Origin of the sequence: Limnohabitans sp., from assembly GCF_036804465.1 — a bacterium.
Classification (GTDB): Bacteria; Pseudomonadota; Gammaproteobacteria; order Burkholderiales; family Burkholderiaceae_C; genus Limnohabitans.
The window spans coordinates 1-18,254 of the sequence record NZ_DAIRSK010000021.1; the positions used below are offsets into that span (position 1 = coordinate 1).

The 18,254-nt window shown below is 55.4% G+C and carries 19 protein-coding genes; 15 read left to right on the forward strand and 4 right to left on the reverse strand.

Annotation, left to right across the window (positions count from 1 at the left end):
* The coding region (locus tag V7Q41_RS11425) for a CorA family divalent cation transporter (protein WP_333845989.1) at positions 1-803 on the reverse strand (803 nt) is incomplete at its 3' end.
* 149 nt (positions 804-952) lie between these two features.
* Here V7Q41_RS11425 and hpf point away from each other — a divergent pair.
* From hpf to hprK, 3 genes are all read left to right on the forward strand, one after another.
* Complete coding sequence (gene hpf, locus V7Q41_RS11430) at positions 953-1,282, forward strand: ribosome hibernation-promoting factor, HPF/YfiA family (RefSeq protein WP_333845990.1); 330 nt, start codon at positions 953-955, stop codon at positions 1,280-1,282.
* A gap of 88 nt (positions 1,283-1,370) precedes the next feature.
* Entirely contained in the window at positions 1,371-1,835 is a 465-nt protein-coding gene (locus tag V7Q41_RS11435; protein WP_333845991.1) for a PTS sugar transporter subunit IIA, read from the forward strand.
* Positions 1,832-2,779 (forward strand): HPr(Ser) kinase/phosphatase, encoded by a 948-nt coding sequence (gene hprK, locus V7Q41_RS11440; RefSeq protein ID WP_333846032.1) that lies wholly within the window; start codon positions 1,832-1,834, stop codon positions 2,777-2,779. The genes V7Q41_RS11435 and hprK overlap by 4 nt, the downstream gene beginning before the upstream one ends.
* A gap of 3 nt (positions 2,780-2,782) precedes the next feature.
* Here the strand turns inward: hprK and fur are convergent, their stop codons facing one another.
* Entirely contained in the window at positions 2,783-3,217 is a 435-nt protein-coding gene (gene fur / locus V7Q41_RS11445) for a ferric iron uptake transcriptional regulator (protein WP_333845992.1), read from the reverse strand.
* Positions 3,218-3,303: 86 nt separating this feature from the next.
* On the opposite strand from fur, the gene V7Q41_RS11450 reads away from it, so the two are divergent.
* The 11 genes from V7Q41_RS11450 to gshB all read left to right on the forward strand — a co-directional run bounded on the left by V7Q41_RS11450 (position 3,304) and on the right by gshB (position 15,723).
* Positions 3,304-3,846, forward strand: coding sequence for an outer membrane protein assembly factor BamE (locus V7Q41_RS11450; RefSeq protein ID WP_442918856.1), 543 nt, complete (start codon positions 3,304-3,306; stop codon positions 3,844-3,846).
* Positions 3,847-3,868: 22 nt separating this feature from the next.
* Positions 3,869-4,687 (forward strand): 4-hydroxy-tetrahydrodipicolinate reductase, encoded by an 819-nt coding sequence (gene dapB / locus V7Q41_RS11455; protein WP_333845994.1) that lies wholly within the window; start codon positions 3,869-3,871, stop codon positions 4,685-4,687.
* Between the two features lie 5 nt (positions 4,688-4,692).
* Positions 4,693-5,319: a MotA/TolQ/ExbB proton channel family protein gene (locus V7Q41_RS11460; RefSeq protein WP_333845995.1), complete on the forward strand. Its 627-nt coding sequence runs from the start codon at positions 4,693-4,695 to the stop codon at positions 5,317-5,319.
* Positions 5,319-5,762, forward strand: coding sequence for an ExbD/TolR family protein (locus V7Q41_RS11465; RefSeq protein WP_333845996.1), 444 nt, complete (start codon positions 5,319-5,321; stop codon positions 5,760-5,762). The genes V7Q41_RS11460 and V7Q41_RS11465 overlap by 1 nt, the downstream gene beginning before the upstream one ends.
* 95 nt (positions 5,763-5,857) lie before the next feature.
* The gene (gene leuS / locus V7Q41_RS11470; RefSeq protein ID WP_333845997.1) at positions 5,858-8,632 is read left to right on the forward strand and encodes a leucine--tRNA ligase; all 2,775 of its coding nucleotides are present in this window, start codon (positions 5,858-5,860) and stop codon (positions 8,630-8,632) included.
* A gap of 8 nt (positions 8,633-8,640) precedes the next feature.
* Positions 8,641-9,147, forward strand: coding sequence for an LPS-assembly lipoprotein LptE (locus V7Q41_RS11475; RefSeq protein WP_333845999.1), 507 nt, complete (start codon positions 8,641-8,643; stop codon positions 9,145-9,147).
* 2 nt (positions 9,148-9,149) lie between these two features.
* On the forward strand, positions 9,150-10,220 hold the full coding sequence (gene holA, locus V7Q41_RS11480; protein WP_333846000.1) for a DNA polymerase III subunit delta: 1,071 nt from the start codon (positions 9,150-9,152) through the stop codon (positions 10,218-10,220).
* A gap of 14 nt (positions 10,221-10,234) precedes the next feature.
* Positions 10,235-11,515 carry a glutamate-5-semialdehyde dehydrogenase gene (locus V7Q41_RS11485; protein WP_333846001.1) on the forward strand — a complete coding sequence of 427 codons (1,281 nt, stop codon included), beginning with the start codon at positions 10,235-10,237 and terminating at the stop codon, positions 11,513-11,515.
* An 80-nt stretch (positions 11,516-11,595) separates the two neighbouring features.
* Entirely contained in the window at positions 11,596-12,891 is a 1,296-nt protein-coding gene (gshA, locus tag V7Q41_RS11490) for a glutamate--cysteine ligase (RefSeq protein WP_333846002.1), read from the forward strand.
* An 8-nt stretch (positions 12,892-12,899) separates the two neighbouring features.
* Entirely contained in the window at positions 12,900-14,771 is a 1,872-nt protein-coding gene (locus V7Q41_RS11495; RefSeq protein WP_333846003.1) for a potassium transporter Kup, read from the forward strand.
* Between the two features lie 4 nt (positions 14,772-14,775).
* Positions 14,776-15,723 carry a glutathione synthase gene (gene gshB / locus V7Q41_RS11500; protein ID WP_333846004.1) on the forward strand — a complete coding sequence of 316 codons (948 nt, stop codon included), beginning with the start codon at positions 14,776-14,778 and terminating at the stop codon, positions 15,721-15,723.
* On the opposite strand, the gene V7Q41_RS11505 is transcribed toward gshB, so the two are convergent.
* Positions 15,720-16,496 carry a class II glutamine amidotransferase gene (locus V7Q41_RS11505; protein ID WP_333846005.1) on the reverse strand — a complete coding sequence of 259 codons (777 nt, stop codon included), beginning with the start codon at positions 16,494-16,496 and terminating at the stop codon, positions 15,720-15,722. The genes gshB and V7Q41_RS11505 overlap by 4 nt on opposite strands.
* Before the next feature lie 45 nt (positions 16,497-16,541).
* Between V7Q41_RS11505 and V7Q41_RS11510 the strand changes: the two genes are divergently transcribed.
* On the forward strand, positions 16,542-17,744 hold the full coding sequence (locus tag V7Q41_RS11510; RefSeq protein WP_333846006.1) for an FAD-binding domain-containing protein: 1,203 nt from the start codon (positions 16,542-16,544) through the stop codon (positions 17,742-17,744).
* 17 nt (positions 17,745-17,761) lie between these two features.
* On the opposite strand, the gene V7Q41_RS11515 is transcribed toward V7Q41_RS11510, so the two are convergent.
* Complete coding sequence (locus V7Q41_RS11515) at positions 17,762-18,157, reverse strand: hypothetical protein (protein WP_333846007.1); 396 nt, start codon at positions 18,155-18,157, stop codon at positions 17,762-17,764.
* Positions 18,158-18,254: the final 97 nt, after the last annotated feature.

Below are 18,254 nucleotides of genomic sequence, written 5' to 3' on the forward strand. Positions count from 1 at the left end.
TTGATGATCTTGTTTTGGTTGATGTTGATGAAACCCACGGTCGCATCCATCAAGAAGTTGATCTTGTCAAACAGAAACGCCGTGTGGTTGTCGAGCGACTCGATGTCGCGCAAGATTTGCCGCGCTTCTTCAAATTGGTCGGCGTTGAGCATGCGAGAGCGCATCATGAAACTCACCGCGCGTCGGGTGTCCATCACGTTGCGACGAATGCGGCCGTTCAAGTCTTCTTGGCGTGCAATGGCGCCCAACACCTCGCCAGCCAGTTCGTCGGTCACGTCTTCCGACAACACCAACTTGCCAGCTTTTTCCAACTGGTCGTAAATGCCCTCAAGTGTGTCGGCTGAGTATTCGGCGTCAGCGTCGAAGAGTTTGAGTAAGACGTCTTTGTCATCTTCAATCAGACCAGGTGCACGGCGGGCACGCATGCGCAGCAGGCGGAACACGGGCACGTCTTCGTCGTGAATGGAGAACAACACGCCTCGGCTACGCAGCGAGGCGTTGTTTTGGTTCAAGATAAATGCCACGCGCACGGTACGGGGCTCGTCTTCGTCGGCAATCAAAAAGTCGCTGCGGATGTGGAGTTCGCCGTTGTCTTCTTCATAGAAGCGGGCTGACTCCTCAATGTCCTCGTCCATCGCATCTTCGGGAATGGAGAGTTCGTAATACTGCTTGATCCAGCGTTTCTCCTCAAGCGTGGGCGCTTCTAAGTCAACCCAGATGGGCTGAAATTTGGAGAGTTCTTCCAGCGATTCGATCTCTTCTTGAAAGAGTCGACCGTTGGCCAGCGTGAAGATATTGAGCATGGCAGTCCTGATTTGGGCTTAATTATGGCACCACCGCGGTGCGCCCTAAGGGTTTTCCGTAGTGTGTTTTTGAGGGGCTTTTGTGCAGACCCCATTGCCATTTCAAAGAAGAGGGCGCATAGTGAAATCGCAAACACAAAGGAGGTTTTATGAACTTGACGATCAGTGGGCATCATCTGGAAGTAACCCCCGCTCTGCGCACCTATGTGACAGGTAAGCTTGACCGTATCACCCGGCACTTTGACCAAGTGGTGGATGTGAGGGTGCTGCTGAGCATTGAAAACCAAACCGAGAAAGAACGTCGACAGAAAGCGGAATGCAACATTCATGTCAAGGGCAGCGACATGTTTGCCGAAAGTGCTCACCAAGACATGTATGCCGCGGTAGACGAGTTGGTCGACAAATTGGATCGCCAAGTGGTGCGCCATAAGGATCGGCTACAAAATCACCACCACGAGAGTCCCAAGCGCTTGATGTGATCTTCACAAGATTTTCAAAACCGCCAGATCAGGCGGTTTTGTTGTTTTGGAGCCTAAGGGTTTGTAGGTGCATAATCTGCGCAAAATCATGAACCGCTTAGCCTCCATCCTTCCTTCCGCACAAGTTCTTGTACGCGTCGAGGTCACCAGTAAAAAGCGCGCCTTTGAAGAGGCGGGCTTGTTGTTTGAGGGCTTACATGGCCTCAACCGCGCTTTGGTGGCTGAGAGCTTGTTTGCGCGCGAGCGCTTAGGCTCGACGGGGCTGGGCCACGGTGTTGCCATTCCGCATGGGCGCATCAAAGGTTTGAAGTTGCCGATGGCGGCGGTGTTTCAGCTGGACAAGGCAATTGGCTTTGATGCCCCAGACGAGTTGCCAGTGAATTTTCTTATCTTTTTGTTGGTGCCTGAGGCGTCCACCCAAAAACACCTTGAAATTTTGTCCGAGATAGCCGAGTTGCTCAGCGACAGCAGCTTGCGCGAAAAAATCAAATCATGTGATGACGCGACGGAGCTACACCGCATCATCTCTACTTGGAACGCGGTGCCGCTGTGAGGCCTTCCGTCATCAGTGCGGATGTTTTGTTTGAGGCTTTTCGCGGGCGGCTGCGTTGGGAGTGGATTGCGGGCCTAGGCGCCTCTGATCGACACTTTGACGAAGTGGCTGTGCGCAGCGCTCGCTCAGGTGCCGACTTGGTGGGGTACCTTAATTACATTCACCCTTATCGCGTGCAAGTGCTGGGCGAGCGAGAAGCCAATTACGTTGGCAAAGCAACAGCCGAAGACAGTGCACGACGAATTGCGCGCATCGTCACCTTAGAGCCGCCAGTGTTGGTCTTGGCTGATGGTCAGCAGCCAACACAAGCGCTGGTGTCCATGTGTGAGCGTGCACAAATTCCGCTCTTTTCAACGCACGAATCCGCAGCGTTTGTGATTGACTTGTTGCGCGCTTATTTGTCCAAGCACTTTGCTGACCGAACCACCATGCACGGCGTGTTCATGGACATTTTGGGTTTGGGCGTGATGATCACGGGCGAGTCTGGCTTGGGCAAAAGCGAGTTGGGCCTAGAGCTCATTTCACGTGGCAATGGCTTGGTGGCTGACGACGCGGTGGACCTCTACCGCATCAACCAAACCACCATCGAAGGCCGCTGCCCCGAATTGCTGCAAAACTTGCTGGAAGTGCGCGGCATTGGCTTGCTAGATATTCGCGCGATTTTTGGTGAAACAGCCGTGCGACGCAAGATGCGTCTCAAACTCATCGTGCACTTGGTGCGCAAAGAAACACTCGAGCGTGATTACGAACGTTTGCCCCATGAGCCTCTTTCGCAAGATGTGCTGGGTGTGCCTGTTCGCAAAGTAGTGATTCAAGTGGTGGCGGGTCGCAACATCGCGGTGCTGGTGGAAGCCGCGGTACGCAATTCAATTCTGCAGTTGCGTGGCGTGGACACTTACCAAGAATTCATCGTGCGCCATCAACGCGCTATGCAGCAGAGCTAAGCACTATTTGCCTGCAGGGCGGTGTTCGCAGCTCTTTTTGCGACAGTGAGCGTACAGACTGAGCGCGTGGTCTGCAATTTCAAATCCGTGTCGTTTGGCCACATTTACTTGCAGTGCTTCGATTTCCTCGTCATGAAACTCTTCCACGCGGCCGCAGTCTAAGCACACCAAATGGTCGTGGTGCTGGCCTTCATTGAGCTCGTAGACCGCACGTTCGCTCTCAAAATGGCTGCGTTTCAATATGTCCGCCTGCTCAAACTGCATCAGCACCCGGTAAACGGTTGCAATGCCGATGTCCATGTTTTGGAGCATCAAATGGCGGTACACATCTTCGGCCGTCATGTGCCGCTGGGTGCCTTGTTGGAACAGCTCCAAAATTTTCAGGCGAGGCGCGGTGGCTTTGAGGCCAATGCTTTTGAGGTCGTCTGGATGTGCCATTTTGTCCTTCACTTGGGCGGTGAAAATTGCCCCACCGCTACAATGGATGGATCATAGCCTTAGCGCCTTATTCGGCCTTTCACACCATGTTTGAATTCTGTCGAAATGCCTGTGTTTTATTGCCTCAGCCACGACGTTTGGTTGTGCTTGCTAGCGCGGTTGCGGGCCTCGTGCTCACAGCCTGTTCGAGCAACTTCATTTACAAACCCGAAGTTGTGCAGGGCAACTTTGTCTCGCGCGAGCAAGTGCAGGCCCTGCGTGCAGGCATGCCCCGTCAAGCGGTGCGCGATGTGCTGGGCACACCCTTGGTGACCAGCTTGTTCCATGCAGAGCGCTGGGACTACGCCTTCACCATTCGTCGCCAAGGTGCCGAGCCACAGCAGCGACGCTTCAGCGTGTTTTTCAAGGGTGACGCGCTAGACCGCATCGAAGGCGATGCCTTGCCCACCGAGGCAGAGTTTGCTGCCAAACTCGACAACCGTCGCCCCCCCACCAAGCTGCCCGTTCTCAAGGCCACCGAGTCTGACTTGGCCAAGTTTCCAGTCAAGCCAGACGCTGCATCTGTTCCAGCGCTGCCCGCAGCGCCCGGCGGCTCTGTTTCTTACCCGCCTCTCGAAGCGGCCCGTTGATCTTTGAAAGCGCCCACACACCATGGCCCATTCCCCAGACATTTTGAAAATAGCGATCGCTGGCGCTAGCGGCCGCATGGGCCACATGCTGATAGAGGCTGTGCGTAGCGATCCGACTTGCCAATTGGCAGGCGCATTGGATGTGCCGTCTAGCCCTGGCATTGGCAACGATGCCACTGGCTTTTTGGGTCAAGCCAGTGGCGTGAGTATTGAAGCTGATGTGCGCAAAGGCTTGCAAAACAGCCATGTGTTGATTGACTTCACGCGCCCAGAAGGCACGCTGGCGCATTTGAAAATTTGCCGCGAACTTGGTGTCAAACTGGTGATCGGCACCACCGGTTTTAACGACGCGCAAAAAGCAGAAATCGCACAAGCTGCGCAAGATATTGCGATTGTCATGGCTCCCAACATGAGCGTGGGCGTGAACGTGACCTTGAAACTTTTGCAAATGGCTGCGCAAGCCATGCCAACAGGCTACGACATTGAAATCATCGAAGCCCACCACCGCCACAAGGTGGATGCGCCTTCCGGTACCGCTTTGAAAATGGGCGAAGTGATTGCCGACGCCATCGGTCGCGACCTCAAAGACTGCGCCGTGTATGAGCGCTACGGCCATACGGGCGAGCGTGACCCCTCGACCATTGGCTTCTCCACCATCCGAGGTGGCGACATTGTGGGCGACCACACGGTGCTGTTTGCGGGCATCGGTGAGCGCATCGAAATCACGCACAAGTCATCCAGTCGCGCCACTTACGCACAAGGCGGTTTGCGCGCCGCCAGCTTTTTGGCGGGTAAGACCAAAGGCTTGTTCGACATGTTTGATGTGTTGAACCTGCGTTAAATCAAATGGACTTTTTTGCCATCATGTTTGAAGGCGACGCCCTGAGCATTGCCTTGGCGCTTGCTTTGTTGGCCATGTCAGTGGCGAGTTGGGCGGTGATTTTTTACAAAGCTTGGTTGCTGCACCGCGTGAGCCAAGATGTGGCTCATGGCAAAGCTGCCTTTTGGCAAGCGCGGGATGTGCAACAAGGCATTCAGGCCTTGGTGGCGGTTGACCGCGCCGCGGTCTTGCTGCCTTTGGCGCAAGCCAACCAGCAGCTCATGCCCAATACGCTAGGCGTGCAAGGCAATGCGTCGGCCCAGCGCACGCGTGTGTTGCGTGATGCTTTGCATGGTGTGTTGCATCGTTTGCAATCAGGTCAAGTGTTGTTAGCCACAGTCGGTTCTACGGCGCCGTTCGTGGGCTTGCTGGGCACGGTGTGGGGTATTTTTCACGCACTCGCTGGTATTGCTTCGGCAGGGCAGCTGACGATAGATCGTGTGTCTGGTCCAGTGGGCGAGGCCTTGGTCATGACGGCTGCAGGTTTGGCGGTGGCGCTGCCCGCTGTGCTGGCGTTTAACGTGATGGGACGCTTCATCCACCGCTTGGAGCAAGAGCTCGAAGGCTTTGCTCACGACTTGCGGGAGCTCTGATGGCCTTCGGACGTTTTGAGCGCACGCCGGGCCAAACACCCATGAGCGAGATCAACGTGACCCCCTTGGTCGATGTGATGATGGTCTTGCTGGTTATCTTCATCATCACCGCGCCATTGATGGTGAGTGCTTTGAAGCTTGATTTGCCCAAAACCGAAGATGCACAGGCCAGCAACGCCCCGCCGCGCTTTGTCAAACTCAGTATCGACGCCAAGGGGGTGGTCTATTTGGACGATCAAGCCATTGCGTTGGAGGCGCTCAAACGTACCCTTGCCGTCCAAGCCTTGACCGAGCCGCGCGGCGACATGCCCGAGGTACAGCTGCGTGCCGACGAGCGCGTGCCGTATGGCAAAGTGGTCGAAGTCATTGGCTTGGCGCAGCAAGCCGGCATGTACCGTATTGGCTTTGTGACCGAGCGCAAGCAACCCACGGCCAAGCCCTGATCTGTTTCCTAACCCAGCCTAAAATCACGGCTTGACGTGCCTTGGCTTTTTAAGGCGCTGCTCCCCGCACAAGACGGGGTTCTCTGACTGATCCCATGCAAGATAAATACAACCACACAGAGGTCGAACGCGCCGTTCAGGCCGCTTGGACCCAAGCCGACGCATACCGCGTGACTGAAGACGCGTCCAAGAAAAAGTTTTACGCCTGCTCCATGCTGCCTTACCCCAGTGGCAAGCTCCACATGGGCCATGTGCGCAACTACACCATCAACGACATGCTCACGCGCCACCTGCGCATGAAGGGCTTTAACGTTTTGATGCCCATGGGCTGGGACGCGTTTGGCTTGCCCGCTGAAAACGCGGCGCTGAAAAACGGTGTCCCACCTGCCAAGTGGACGCATGAAAACATTGCTTATATGAAAAAGCAAATGCAGGCCATGGGCTTGGCCATTGACTGGTCTCGCGAAGTGGCCACCTGTGACCCAACGTATTACAAGTGGAACCAGTGGTTGTTCTTGAAAATGCTTGAACAAGGCATTGCTTACCGCAAGACCCAAGTGGTGAATTGGGATCCAGTGGACCAAACCGTCTTGGCCAATGAGCAAGTGATTGACGGCAAAGGTTGGCGAACGGGCGCGCCGGTTGAGAAGCGCGAAATTCCTGGCTACTACCTGAACATCACCCAATATGCGCCCGAGTTGTTAGACCATGTACAAATCGGCAACGAAAAAGCCACTTTGAACGGCTGGCCCGACAAAGTGCGTTTGATGCAAGAAAACTGGATTGGCAAGTCCGAAGGTGTGCGCTTTGCGTTCACGCATGACATCCGTTGCGCCGATGGCTCGTTGATCGGATCATCGCAAAACCCACCTGAAGGTGAGTTGGGCAAGATGTATGTGTTCACCACCCGCGCAGACACCATCATGGGTGTGACGTTTTGTGCGGTGGCTGCTGAGCATCCGCTGGCGCTGCATGCGGCGGCGACGAACTCTGAGTTGGCTGCCTTCCTTGAGGAATGCAAAAGCGGCGGTATAACCGAGGCCGAGCTGGCCACGCAAGATAAAAAGGGCATGCCAACGGGCTTGTTCGTCACGCACCCATTGACTGGCGCCAAGCTTGAAGTGTGGGTGGGCAACTACGTGCTCATGTCTTATGGCGACGGTGCGGTGATGGGTGTGCCTGCACATGACGAGCGCGACTTCGCGTTTGCTCTGAAATACGACTTGCCTATTCGGCAGGTGGTGGCGCTTGGCGTTGAGGCTGCAGCGGCGGCCTCGACAGCTTCGCCGGGCACATCGTCTTCGTTCGATACAACGGCTTGGCAGGAGTGGTATGCCACGAAAGCTGGTGTGTGTGTGAACTCTGGCGAGCTCAATGGCTTGAAGCAAAAAGCCGCTGCCAACAAAGTGGCTGAGCTGCTGGCGGCCAAAGGCTTGGGCGAGAAAAAAACCACGTGGCGTTTGCGCGACTGGGGCATCAGCCGCCAGCGCTATTGGGGCACACCAATCCCCATCATTCATTGCGACGAGCACGGCGCGGTGCCGGTGCCCGAAAAAGACCTGCCTGTGGTGCTGCCGCAAGACTGCATCCCTGACGGTTCGGGCAATCCGCTGGTGAAGCACGAAGGTTTCCACGCGGCGAGTCCAGTAAGCGACAAGCGTGTCGCGTGCCCAGTGTGCGGCAAACCTGCGCGCCGCGAGACGGACACCATGGACACCTTTGTGGATTCGTCGTGGTATTTCATGCGCTATTGCGACCCGACCAACACCGACGCGATGGTCGCTGAGGGCGCGCATTACTGGGCTCCGATGGACCAATACATTGGTGGCATTGAGCACGCCATTTTGCATTTGCTCTACGCACGTTTTTGGACCAAGGTCATGCGCGACATGGGCTTGATCAATGTAGATGAGCCGTTCACCAAACTGCTCACACAAGGCATGGTGCTCAACCACATTTATTCGCGCCGCACTGCCAAAGGCGGTAAAGATTATTTTTGGCCACACGATGTCGAGCACGTGCTCGACGATGCTGGCAAGGTCATCGGTGCGAAGTTGAAAAACGCAGCTGACAGCAGCGATGGCAAATTGCCTGTAGGCACCGCCATTGACTACGAAGGCGTGGGCACCATGTCCAAGTCCAAGAACAACGGCGTGGATCCGCAAGATTTGATCGAGCGCTATGGCGCTGACACCGCGCGCTTGTACACCATGTTCACCGCGCCGCCCGAAGCCACGCTGGAGTGGAACGATGCGGCGGTGGAGGGCAGCTACCGCTTTTTGCGCCGCGTGTGGAACTTTGCGCACAAGCACGAAGCCACCATCAAAGCTGCGACTGCTGGCAATTTGAGTGCCGCCACGCCGCGCCCAGAGGCTGCCAATTTGCGCCGTGACATGCACCTGGTTTTGAAGCAGGTCAGCTACGACTTCGATCGCATGCAATACAACACCGTGGTGTCTGGCTGTATGAAGTTGCTCAATGCCTTGGAGGATTTCAAATCCGATGGCAGCGATGGCGACCATGCGGTGTTGTGCGAAGGCCTGTCGATATTGCTGCGCATGCTCTATCCAGCATGTCCACACATCAGTCAGAGCTTGTGGGTCGAATTAGGCTACGCTGCCACGGCGGGTAAGCTACTGGACACCGCATGGCCCGAGGTAGATGAGTTTGCATTGGTGCGCGATGAGTTGGAGCTGATGCTTCAAATCAACGGCAAATTGCGTGGCGCTGTGACCGTCAGCGCCTCGGCCAGCAAAGAGCAAATCGAGCAAGCTGCCTTGGCCACAGAAGCTTTCCTCAAGCAAGCCAACGGGGCGGCACCCAAGAAAGTCATCGTGGTGCCAGGTCGCTTGGTCAACATCGTTGTTTAAAGACTGATATGCACGCCACACGCCGCGCTTGGTTGATGTCCGCCGCCTCCTTAGCAGGGCTGGCGGGGTGTGGCTTTGAGCTGCGCAAGCCGCCGCGCTACAGCTTCAGTACGCTGTTCAGTAGCATTCCGATCGTGTCGCCTTTGGGGGTGAGGCTCAAGCGCAGCTTGGAGGCCTCGGGCCAAGTGGAAGTCATCACCGATCCACGTCAAATTGAGCGCGCCCAAGTGATCTTTGATCAGCTGTTTGAGCTGCGCGAGAAGGTGGTGGTGGGCCGAACCTCTACGGGTGCGATCCGTGAATTTCAGTTGCGCCTGCGCTACCGCTTTCGTGTGCGTTCGCGCAATGGCTTTGAGCTGATTCCCGAAACAGAAATCACGCTCAACCGCGATATCAACTTCAACGAAACTGGCGCTTTGTCTAAAGAATCGGAAGAAGCCTTGTTATACAAAGACATGGAAGACGACTTGGTGCTGCAAATTCAACGACGCTTGGCAGCGATCCGCCAAATCTAGCCATGCAAGTCGCCAGCGCCCAATTTGTCAATCACTTGCAAATGCAGGCCAGCAAAGGCTTGCGCAGCCTCTACACGTTTTATGGTGATGAGCCGTTGTTGCAGCAAGAGGCGCTGGATGCTTTGCGCAACACTGCGCGTGCGCAAGGTTTTACCGAGCGCCATGTGTTCGCTGTTGCGGGCGCCCACTTCGACTGGGGCGAAGTGTTGGCGACAGCTGGCGCGATGAGTTTATTTGCAGACAAACAGCTCATTGAAATCCGTATTCCTTCGGGCAAGCCTGGCAAAGAAGGCAGTGCGGCCTTGCAACAAATGGCAGAGCTGAGCGTGGGCAACGACAGCACACTCACCGTAGTGATGTTGCCTCGTCTGGACAAAGCCACCAAAAGTTCTGCCTGGTTCAGCGCCTTAGAAAACAACGGCATCAGCGTGCCGATCGACCCAATCGAGCGCCATGCTTTGTCCATGTGGATTGCGCAGCGCTTGGGTGCGCAGCAGCAACGGGTGGCCGCAGGAGAAGCGGGTCAACACACGTTGCAGTTTTTTGCCGAACGCGTAGAGGGCAACTTATTGGCAGCGCACCAAGAAATCCAAAAACTCGCACTCCTGTATCCACAAGGCGAGTTGAGCTTTGAGCAAGTGGAGCGTGCCGTGTTGAATGTGGCCCGCTATGACGTGTTCAAGCTCTCTGAGGCGGTTCTCAGTGGCCAGCCCCTGCGGGTGCAACGCATGTTGGACGGCTTAAAAGCCGAAGGCGAAGCCGAGGTGTTGGTGCATTACACATTGGCCGAAGAAATACGCGCCTTAAAGCGTGTCAAAGACGCGATTGCTGCGGGTAAGGCCTTGCCCATGGCTTTGCGCGAACAGCGTATTTGGGGCTCGCGTGAGCGCTTGTTTGAACGCGTGCTGCCGCGCTTGAGTGTGGGCATGCTGGAAAAATTATTGCTGTCGGCGCACCAAGTCGACGGCATTGTCAAAGGATTGAAAACGCCCGAATGGCCGGCAGATAACTGGCAAGCCCTTCACCGTTTGGCCATGCGTTTGTGCCGTGCTTGCATGCCGCGCAGCGCTTAATTAGGAACATACACATGACGACCCTCAACATTGACCAGCACATGCAAACCCTTGGCGCACAAGCCAAAGCCGCTTCGGCGCACATGGCCAAAGCCTCTGCCGCTGTCAAGAACAACGCCCTGCGCCAGCTGGCCGCTTTGCTGCGCGAGAACATGGATGCGCTCCAAATCGACAACGCCAAAGACATCGAGCGTGCCATCGCCGCTGGCTTAGACGCCCCCTTGGTGGACCGCTTAAAGCTCACCCCCAAAGTATTGGAAACCTGCGCACTGGGCTGCGAGCAACTCGCCGCCATGCCTGAAGTGATTGGCGAAATCACCGGCTTGAAAGAACAGCCCAGCGGTATTCGCGTCGGTCAAATGCGTGTGCCCTTGGGTGTGTTTGGCATGATTTTCGAGAGCCGCCCCAACGTCACAATTGAAGCTGCATCTTTGTCGATCAAAAGCGGCAACGCCTGCATCTTGCGTGGCGGCTCAGAAGCGATTGACTCCAACAAAGCATTGGCCAAGTTGGTGCAACAAGCGCTCAGCGAAAGTGGCTTGCCCACCGACGCTGTGCAATTGGTGCACACCACCGACCGCGAAGCTGTGGGCCACCTCATAGCCATGCCCGAGTTTGTGGATGTCATCATCCCGCGCGGTGGCAAGGGTCTGATCGAGCGCATCAGCCGTGAGGCCAAAGTGCCCGTCATCAAACACTTGGACGGCAACTGTCATACCTATGTGGACGATCCATGCGACATAGACATGGCCGTGACCGTGGCTGACAACGCCAAAACACAAAAGTACAGCCCCTGCAACGCCAGCGAAAGCTTGTTGGTGGCGCGGGGTGTGGCCGCCGATTTCCTGCCAAAAATTGGCGCGATTTACGCCGCCAAGTCGGTCGAGATGCGTTGTTGCCCTGAGGCCCAAACCATCCTCGCCAGTGTCAACGGAGCGAACCTCACAGCCGCTACCGAGCAAGACTGGTTTGAGGAGTATCTTGGCCCCATCATCAGCGTCAAAGTGGTGGACGACTTAGATGCGGCCATTGCCCACATCAACCACTACTCCAGCCATCACACCGATTGCATTCTCACGCGCGACCACATGCATGCGCAGCGTTTTTTGCGTGAGGTGGATTCATCCAGTGTGATGGTCAATGCCAGCACCCGCTTTGCGGATGGTTTTGAGTACGGTTTGGGGGCCGAAATAGGCATTTCCACCGACAAGTTCCATGCCCGAGGCCCTGTGGGCATTGAAGGCCTGACCTCCCTGAAATATGTGGTGTTGGGACAGGGCGAAATCCGCGTTTAGTGGCCAAGCGAAGATTTGTCAGCTGAGCCTGGCAATGTCATCGCAACATCCTAGAATTGCCATCCACACACAAGGACACCATGGTTCCCCACCTCATCACGGCCCTCAAGGGCCCCATCAACGAGCTTGAACAACGCATCCTTGACTCTATGCCTGCGATTGAGCGCTGGTTTCGCTTGGAATGGATGGAGCATACGCCGCCGTTCTACACCTCGGTGGACATTCGCAATGCAGGTTTCAAGCTTGCACCGGTCGACACCAACCTCTACCCCGGCGGCTGGAACAACCTCACGCCCGAGATGCTGCCGCTCGCCGTGCAAGCCGCGATGGCCGCAATTGAAAAGATCTGCCCCGAGGCCCGCAACCTGCTGCTGATTCCCGAGAACCACACGCGCAACATGTTCTATTTGTCGAACGTCTCGCAGTTGCAGCGCATCTTTCACATGGCAGGTTTGAATGTGCGTGTGGGCTCCATCAACCCAGAGATCAAAGAAAACACGACGATTGAACTGCCCAATGGCGACAGCGTCACGCTAGAGCCTGTCATCCGTGGCACACGTCGTTTGGGGTTGAAGGACTTTGACCCCTGCACCATTTTGCTCAACAACGATTTAAGCGCTGGTATTCCCGGCATTTTGGAAGACCTGCACGAGCAGCATTTGTTGCCGCCCTTGCACGCGGGCTGGAGCGTGCGCCGCAAGACCAAACACTTTGAATGCTATGAAGAGGTGTCCAAGCGTTTTGGCAAGTTGCTGGGCATCGACCCGTGGTTGATCAACCCCATGTTCAACCAATGCGGCGAAGTGAATTTCGCTGAGGGTACGGGCATGGAATGTTTGCAGACCAATGTGGACGCTCTGCTCACCAAAATCAAGCGCAAATACAAAGAGTACGGCATCAACGAAAAACCGTTCGTCGTGGTGAAAGCCGACAACGGCACGTATGGCATGGGCATCATGACAGTGCGCGATGTGAAAGACCTGGACCTAGTCAACCGCAAGACGCGTAACAAAATGAGCGTGATCAAAGATGGCCAAGAGGTCAACCAAGTCATCATTCAAGAAGGCGTGATCACGCACGAGCAGTTGAACGATGCCGTGGCCGAGCCCGTGGTCTACATGATGGACCGCTATGTGGTGGGGGGTTTCTACCGCGTGCACGCCGACCGAGGCATTGACGAGAACTTGAACGCCCCTGGCTCGAGCTTTGTGCCTTTGGCCTTCGAGCAAAGCGCGCACACGCCGCAGCCTGGTATGAAACCCGGTGCGAGCACGCCCAACCGGTTTTATATGTACGGCGTCATCGGACGCTTGGCCATGTTGGCTGCGAGTTACGAGCTCGAGGCCACCGATCCTGAAGCAGAAAACTACGACTGAGGCGAATCATGGAACAGCAAGGAAAGTCGTCGCTTGCGGCGCTCACCCTAGGCGCGATTGGCGTTGTTTACGGCGACATCGGCACCAGTGTGCTGTATGCGATGAAAGAGGTGTTTGGTTCGGGCCATGTGGAGTTCACGCCCGACAACATCTACGGCATCTTGTCGATCTTCTTTTGGACCTTGACCGTCATCGTCTCCGTTAAGTATGTGAGCTTGGTGTTGCGCGCCGATAACAACGGTGAAGGCGGTCTGGTGGCCATGCTGGCCTTGGCCTCCATGTCTGTCAAAGACCGGCCCGTGTTGCGCCAGCGCATGATGATGGTGGGCATCTTCGGCACCTGTTTGTTTTATGGGGACGGCGTGATCACGCCCGCCATTTCGGTGCTCTCGGCGGTGGAGGGCTTGGAGGTGGTGTCACCCGCATTTAAAAAGTATGTGATTCCGCTGACCATTGTGATTTTGTTTGGGCTGTTTGCCGTGCAAAAACGGGGCACTGCAGGCATTGGTCAATTTTTTGGGCCCATCACGGTGATTTGGTTTGCAGCCATTGCGGCTTTGGGCGTTTATCACATCGCTTCGCATCCCGAAATCATGTGGGCGATCAGTCCGCACTATGCTGTGATGTTCATGGTCAATGAGCCTGCCATCACCTTCCTTATCTTAGGTGCGGTGGTTTTGTGTGTGACTGGCGGCGAGGCGCTTTATGCTGATATGGGCCACTTCGGTAAAAAGCCCATACGCATCGCTTGGTTCATGGTGGTCATGCCGGCTCTGACGCTGAACTATTTTGGCCAAGGCGCTTTGTTGCTCAGCGATCCCTCGGCCGTCGCCAACCCGTTCTACAACATGGCGCCAGATTGGTTGCTCATACCCTTGGTTATTTTGGCCACGGCTGCCACGGTGATTGCATCCCAGGCCCTCATTTCTGGCGCGTTCAGTGTCACAAAGCAAGTCATCCAACTGGGCTTTTTGCCACGTTTGCAAGTTTTGCACACCAGCGTGAAAGACACGGGCCAAATCTACATACCAGTGGTGAACTGGGGCCTGTTTGTCGTCATCGTGTTGGCGGTGGTGATGTTCAAGTCGTCTAGCAACTTGGCAGCTGCTTATGGCATTGCGGTGTGTACAGACATGTTGATCACGACGGTGCTGACCTTTTTTGTCATTCACTACCGTTGGAAGTATCCGTTTTGGTGGTGTTTGGCCATCACAGGCTTCTTTTTTGTAGTGGACTTTGCATTCTGGGCATCCAACTTGTTAAAGCTGCTCGAAGGTGGTTGGTTCCCGTTGTTGATTGCTTCTGTCATCATGGTCTTTATGCTGACATGGCGTGATGGTCGCGCGTTGTTGAACCAAAAGCGCAATGAAGATGCCCTCGACTTGACCAGCTTTTTGGAGGCTGTTTTTCTGTCGCCTCCCGCTCGCGTGGAAGGTACGGCAGTGTTCTTGACGTCTAGCAAAGGCAATGTGCCCAACGCCATGCTGCACAACTTGAAACACAACAAAGTGCTGCATAAGCAAAACTTATTTGTGAATGTCCAAAACCATGAAGTGCCTTGGATAGAAGAAAAAGAGAGGCTTGAAATTACCGACATTGGCAACGGTTGTTGGCAAATCGTGATTCACTATGGCTTCAAGGATGACCCAGACGTGCCAAGCGCATTGGCTCATTTGAATGGCAGGGGTTGTGAGATCAGTGCGATGACGACCAGCTACTTCTTGTCGCGCGACAGCATCGTGCCCACAGTGGGCGGAGGCATGTCCCCGTGGCGCGAAAAACTCTTTGCTCAAATGCACCTCAACGCCAGTTCTGCTGCTGACTTCTTGAACTTGCCCAGCAACTCCGTGGTGGAGTTAGGCAGCAAAGTTGAAATCTAAACACATGCACATCCTGTTTGTTACAGACCCGTTGTCGTCTTTCAAAATTTACAAAGACAGCACGTTTGTCATGATGCGCGAGGCGCAGCGCAGAGGCCACCAAGTGCTGGCTTGCGAACCACAAGACATCATGTGGCAAAGCGGCCAGCCAATATCGGCACGCGTGCAACAGCTGTATCTGACGGGTGACAGCCAGGATTGGTTTGAGGTGCAACGCGTGGATGAGCACTACGCGCTCAAAAGTGCAGACGCCATCGTCATGCGCAAAGACCCGCCTTTTGACAGTGAGTATTTCTACGCCACCCACTTGCTAGAGCAAGCTGAGCGCGAGGGGGCCAAGGTGTTCAACCAACCAGCGGCTTTGCGTGATCACCCCGAGAAGTTGGCGATTTTGGAGTTTGCTCAATTCATCAGCCCCACATTGGTGACGCGCAGTGCGGATGCCATTCGCGCCTTTCATGCGCAGCACCGAGACATCATTTTGAAGCCATTGGATGGCATGGGCGGCATGGGTATTTTCCGCGTCAAAGACGATGGCTTGAACCTAGGCGCGATCACTGAAACCCTCAACCGCGACGGCGCACAAACCGTCATGGTGCAAAAGTTCATCCCTGCCATCGACCAAGGCGACAAGCGCGTGCTGGTCATTGGCGGCAAGGTCGTGCCCTATTGCTTGGCGCGCATTCCCCAAGGGGGTGAGGTGCGCGGCAATTTGGCTGCGGGCGGCAAAGGTGTGGCTCAGCCCATCTCTGTGCGGGATCAAGAAATCGCCCAAGCCCTGGGTCCCATCCTCGCCCAACGAGGTTTGTTGCTGGTAGGCTTGGATGTGATTGGTGACTGCCTGACTGAGGTAAATGTCACCAGCCCCACGTGCTTTCAAGAAATCTTTGACCAAACTGGTTTTGATGTGGCCGCGATGTTCATCGACGCGCTAGAGGCCGCTGCGGCTTAAGCACGCAGCTGCCCGTTGACAAAAAGTTTCAACTCTCCCGGTGCAAATGGCGTCCACACCTCATTGGTGGTGAGCGGGGCTGTGACCACCACCGCCACGCGGTCATCGGGCGTGGCGTAGTCTGCAAAATTGATGCTCAAGGCTTGGTCGCTCAGGGTGGCGGCGGCAAATGGGTGCTTGCGCTCGATGTACCACAGGTTGGTTGATGCATGTGACCACAATGCTTGGCCATTGGAGAGCAAAAAGTTAAATGTGCCAAATCTTGAGATTTGAGGAACCAACTCTTGCAAGGTGAGTGTGAGCTCTTGGAGGGTCGGCATGTTGGCATGTGATTTAGACATCTCTTGCATCAACCAACAAAAGGCTTGTTCGCTGTCGGTATGACCCACGGGCTTGAAGCTGCCATGCAAGCGCGGCGCATAGCTGTCCAAGTTGCCGTTGTGCGCAAACACCCAGTAGCGGCCCCACAGCTCGCGTACAAAGGGGTGACAATTTTCGAGCGACACGACGCCTTGGGTGGCTTTGCGAATGTGCGAAATGACGTTGCGGCTTTTGATGGGGTACTTGCGAATCAACTCGGCCACAGGTGAGGTGCTGGCGGGCAAGTGGTCAATGAAGTGGCGCAAACCGCGGTCATGTTCTGAGCCTTCAAAAAATGCAATGCCCCAGCCGTCGGCGTGGTGGTCGGTCACGCCCGCGCGTTGCGCAAAGCCACTGAAGCTGAAGGTGGCATCCGTGGGGTTTTTGCAGTTAAGGCCGAGTAGCTGACACATGGTTGAAAGTGTAGCGAAGTGAACAAGGCACAATCATAAAAATCTATGTACGAATTTCCACCCACTCCTGAAGCTGCGCAGCAGCGTCTAGACCACGTCAGTCCCAGAGACTATGCGCACTCACGCAATGCTTTGGATGGTGCGGTGACGCACTTGTCGCCCTACCTCACCCACGGTTTTCTCAGCGTGCCCGAAGTCGCTAGTGCGATGTACCACTTGCATCGTTTGGGTGTTCAGCACAAGCTGATTTACGAATTGGGATGGCGCGAGTATTTTCAGCACATGCACCAACATTTGGGTGCGGGCATCGCAGAGTCTTTGCACGAAGGTGTGTTGCCCGATACCCACTACAGCACCGAGATGCCCAAGGATGTGCGCTATGCGTGCACACGTGTGCCGGTGATCGACAATGCCATTCGCATGCTCTATGCCACTGGTTATTTGCACAACCACGCACGTCTGTGGTTGGCCAGCTACATCGTGCACTTGCGCAAGGTGCATTGGCGCGTGGCGGCTGATTGGATGTACAGCCATTTACTCGACGGCGATGTCGCTAGCAACTACCTCAGCTGGCAATGGGTAGCGGCCACTGGGAGCCAAAAACCCTATTTTTTCAACGCCGAGACGGTGGAGAAATTTGCACCTGATATTTGGCACAGTCGGGGCACATCCGTGGATGTGAGCTACGAGTTGATGGAGATTTTGGCCAGCAGTCAGGCCACTGTTGCGCAGATGCACACCAACGAATTAGCCTGGGATGAACCTCAGGTGTTCCAAGAACCACCTGCCGAATTAGGTTTTGCTCCACCTGTCGCAGCGGAGGTGGCTGGCAAGCATGTGTGGTTGGCGCATCCCTGGGTGCTGGCCAATTTGCCTGCTGACTTGCCAGCCGACGTGGTGTGTGTGGCGGTCGCGTTTGCTGAGCATACCCAAGCGCACCCTTGGAACGCCTTGCGTTGGCACTTTGTGGGTGAACGCATGGCAGCGCTCACGCCGCATCGTTGGTTTGGCTCGACCCAAGAGGTGGTGGCAGCTTTGGCAACAGCGCAGAGCGTGCAAACCGTGGCGCACTTGTGTTTGCCAGACCTATCGGCGAGCCATGTGCAATGCAGGGCTGCGCCACGCTTGTTCCGTCACATTGACAAGCCCTTGGACTCATTCAGCAAATGGTGGGTGCAGGTGAACAAGAATGTCCGTCATTTGCAGCAGTTGGTGTATCCGCTGCCAACCCGCACGCCCGCGGGTTGATTGCAAGCTTTCGCGTCTTATTCTCCGGGCGCAGGCAGCACTTTGGTGATGAAGTATTCGGTCTCACCAAAGCAAGTGGGCAAACCCTTGTGTTGTTCGTATTCGATCACGACTTTTTGCCCGATACGTGCATTGATCTGCTCAGCCACCGCATCGTCACGGACGGTAAAAGCAAACTTCTCAGGTACCGCAGGCAAAGTGGCCAAGGCACGGATTTGCTCGCCTTCCCATGTTTTACAGATCCAACCCTTGTAGGAGAGCTTTTGCACAAAGCCCACACTCTCCCCTTTGGAGTAAGTGAAGTGATAAGTGAACAGCAGATACAAGCCAACGCCAATGATCACGGTCAGCACCAAACCAATGACAGTGCGCAGGGCAAAGCGAATCAATGTGCTGATGAAATTGGGGGTCATGGTGGGCTTTCAAAAGAAGTGCAATGTCACGAATCATAGTGACATCATGTGACGAAAACGGCTCCCGAAGGAGCCGTTGTTCATGGTGCGATTGGCG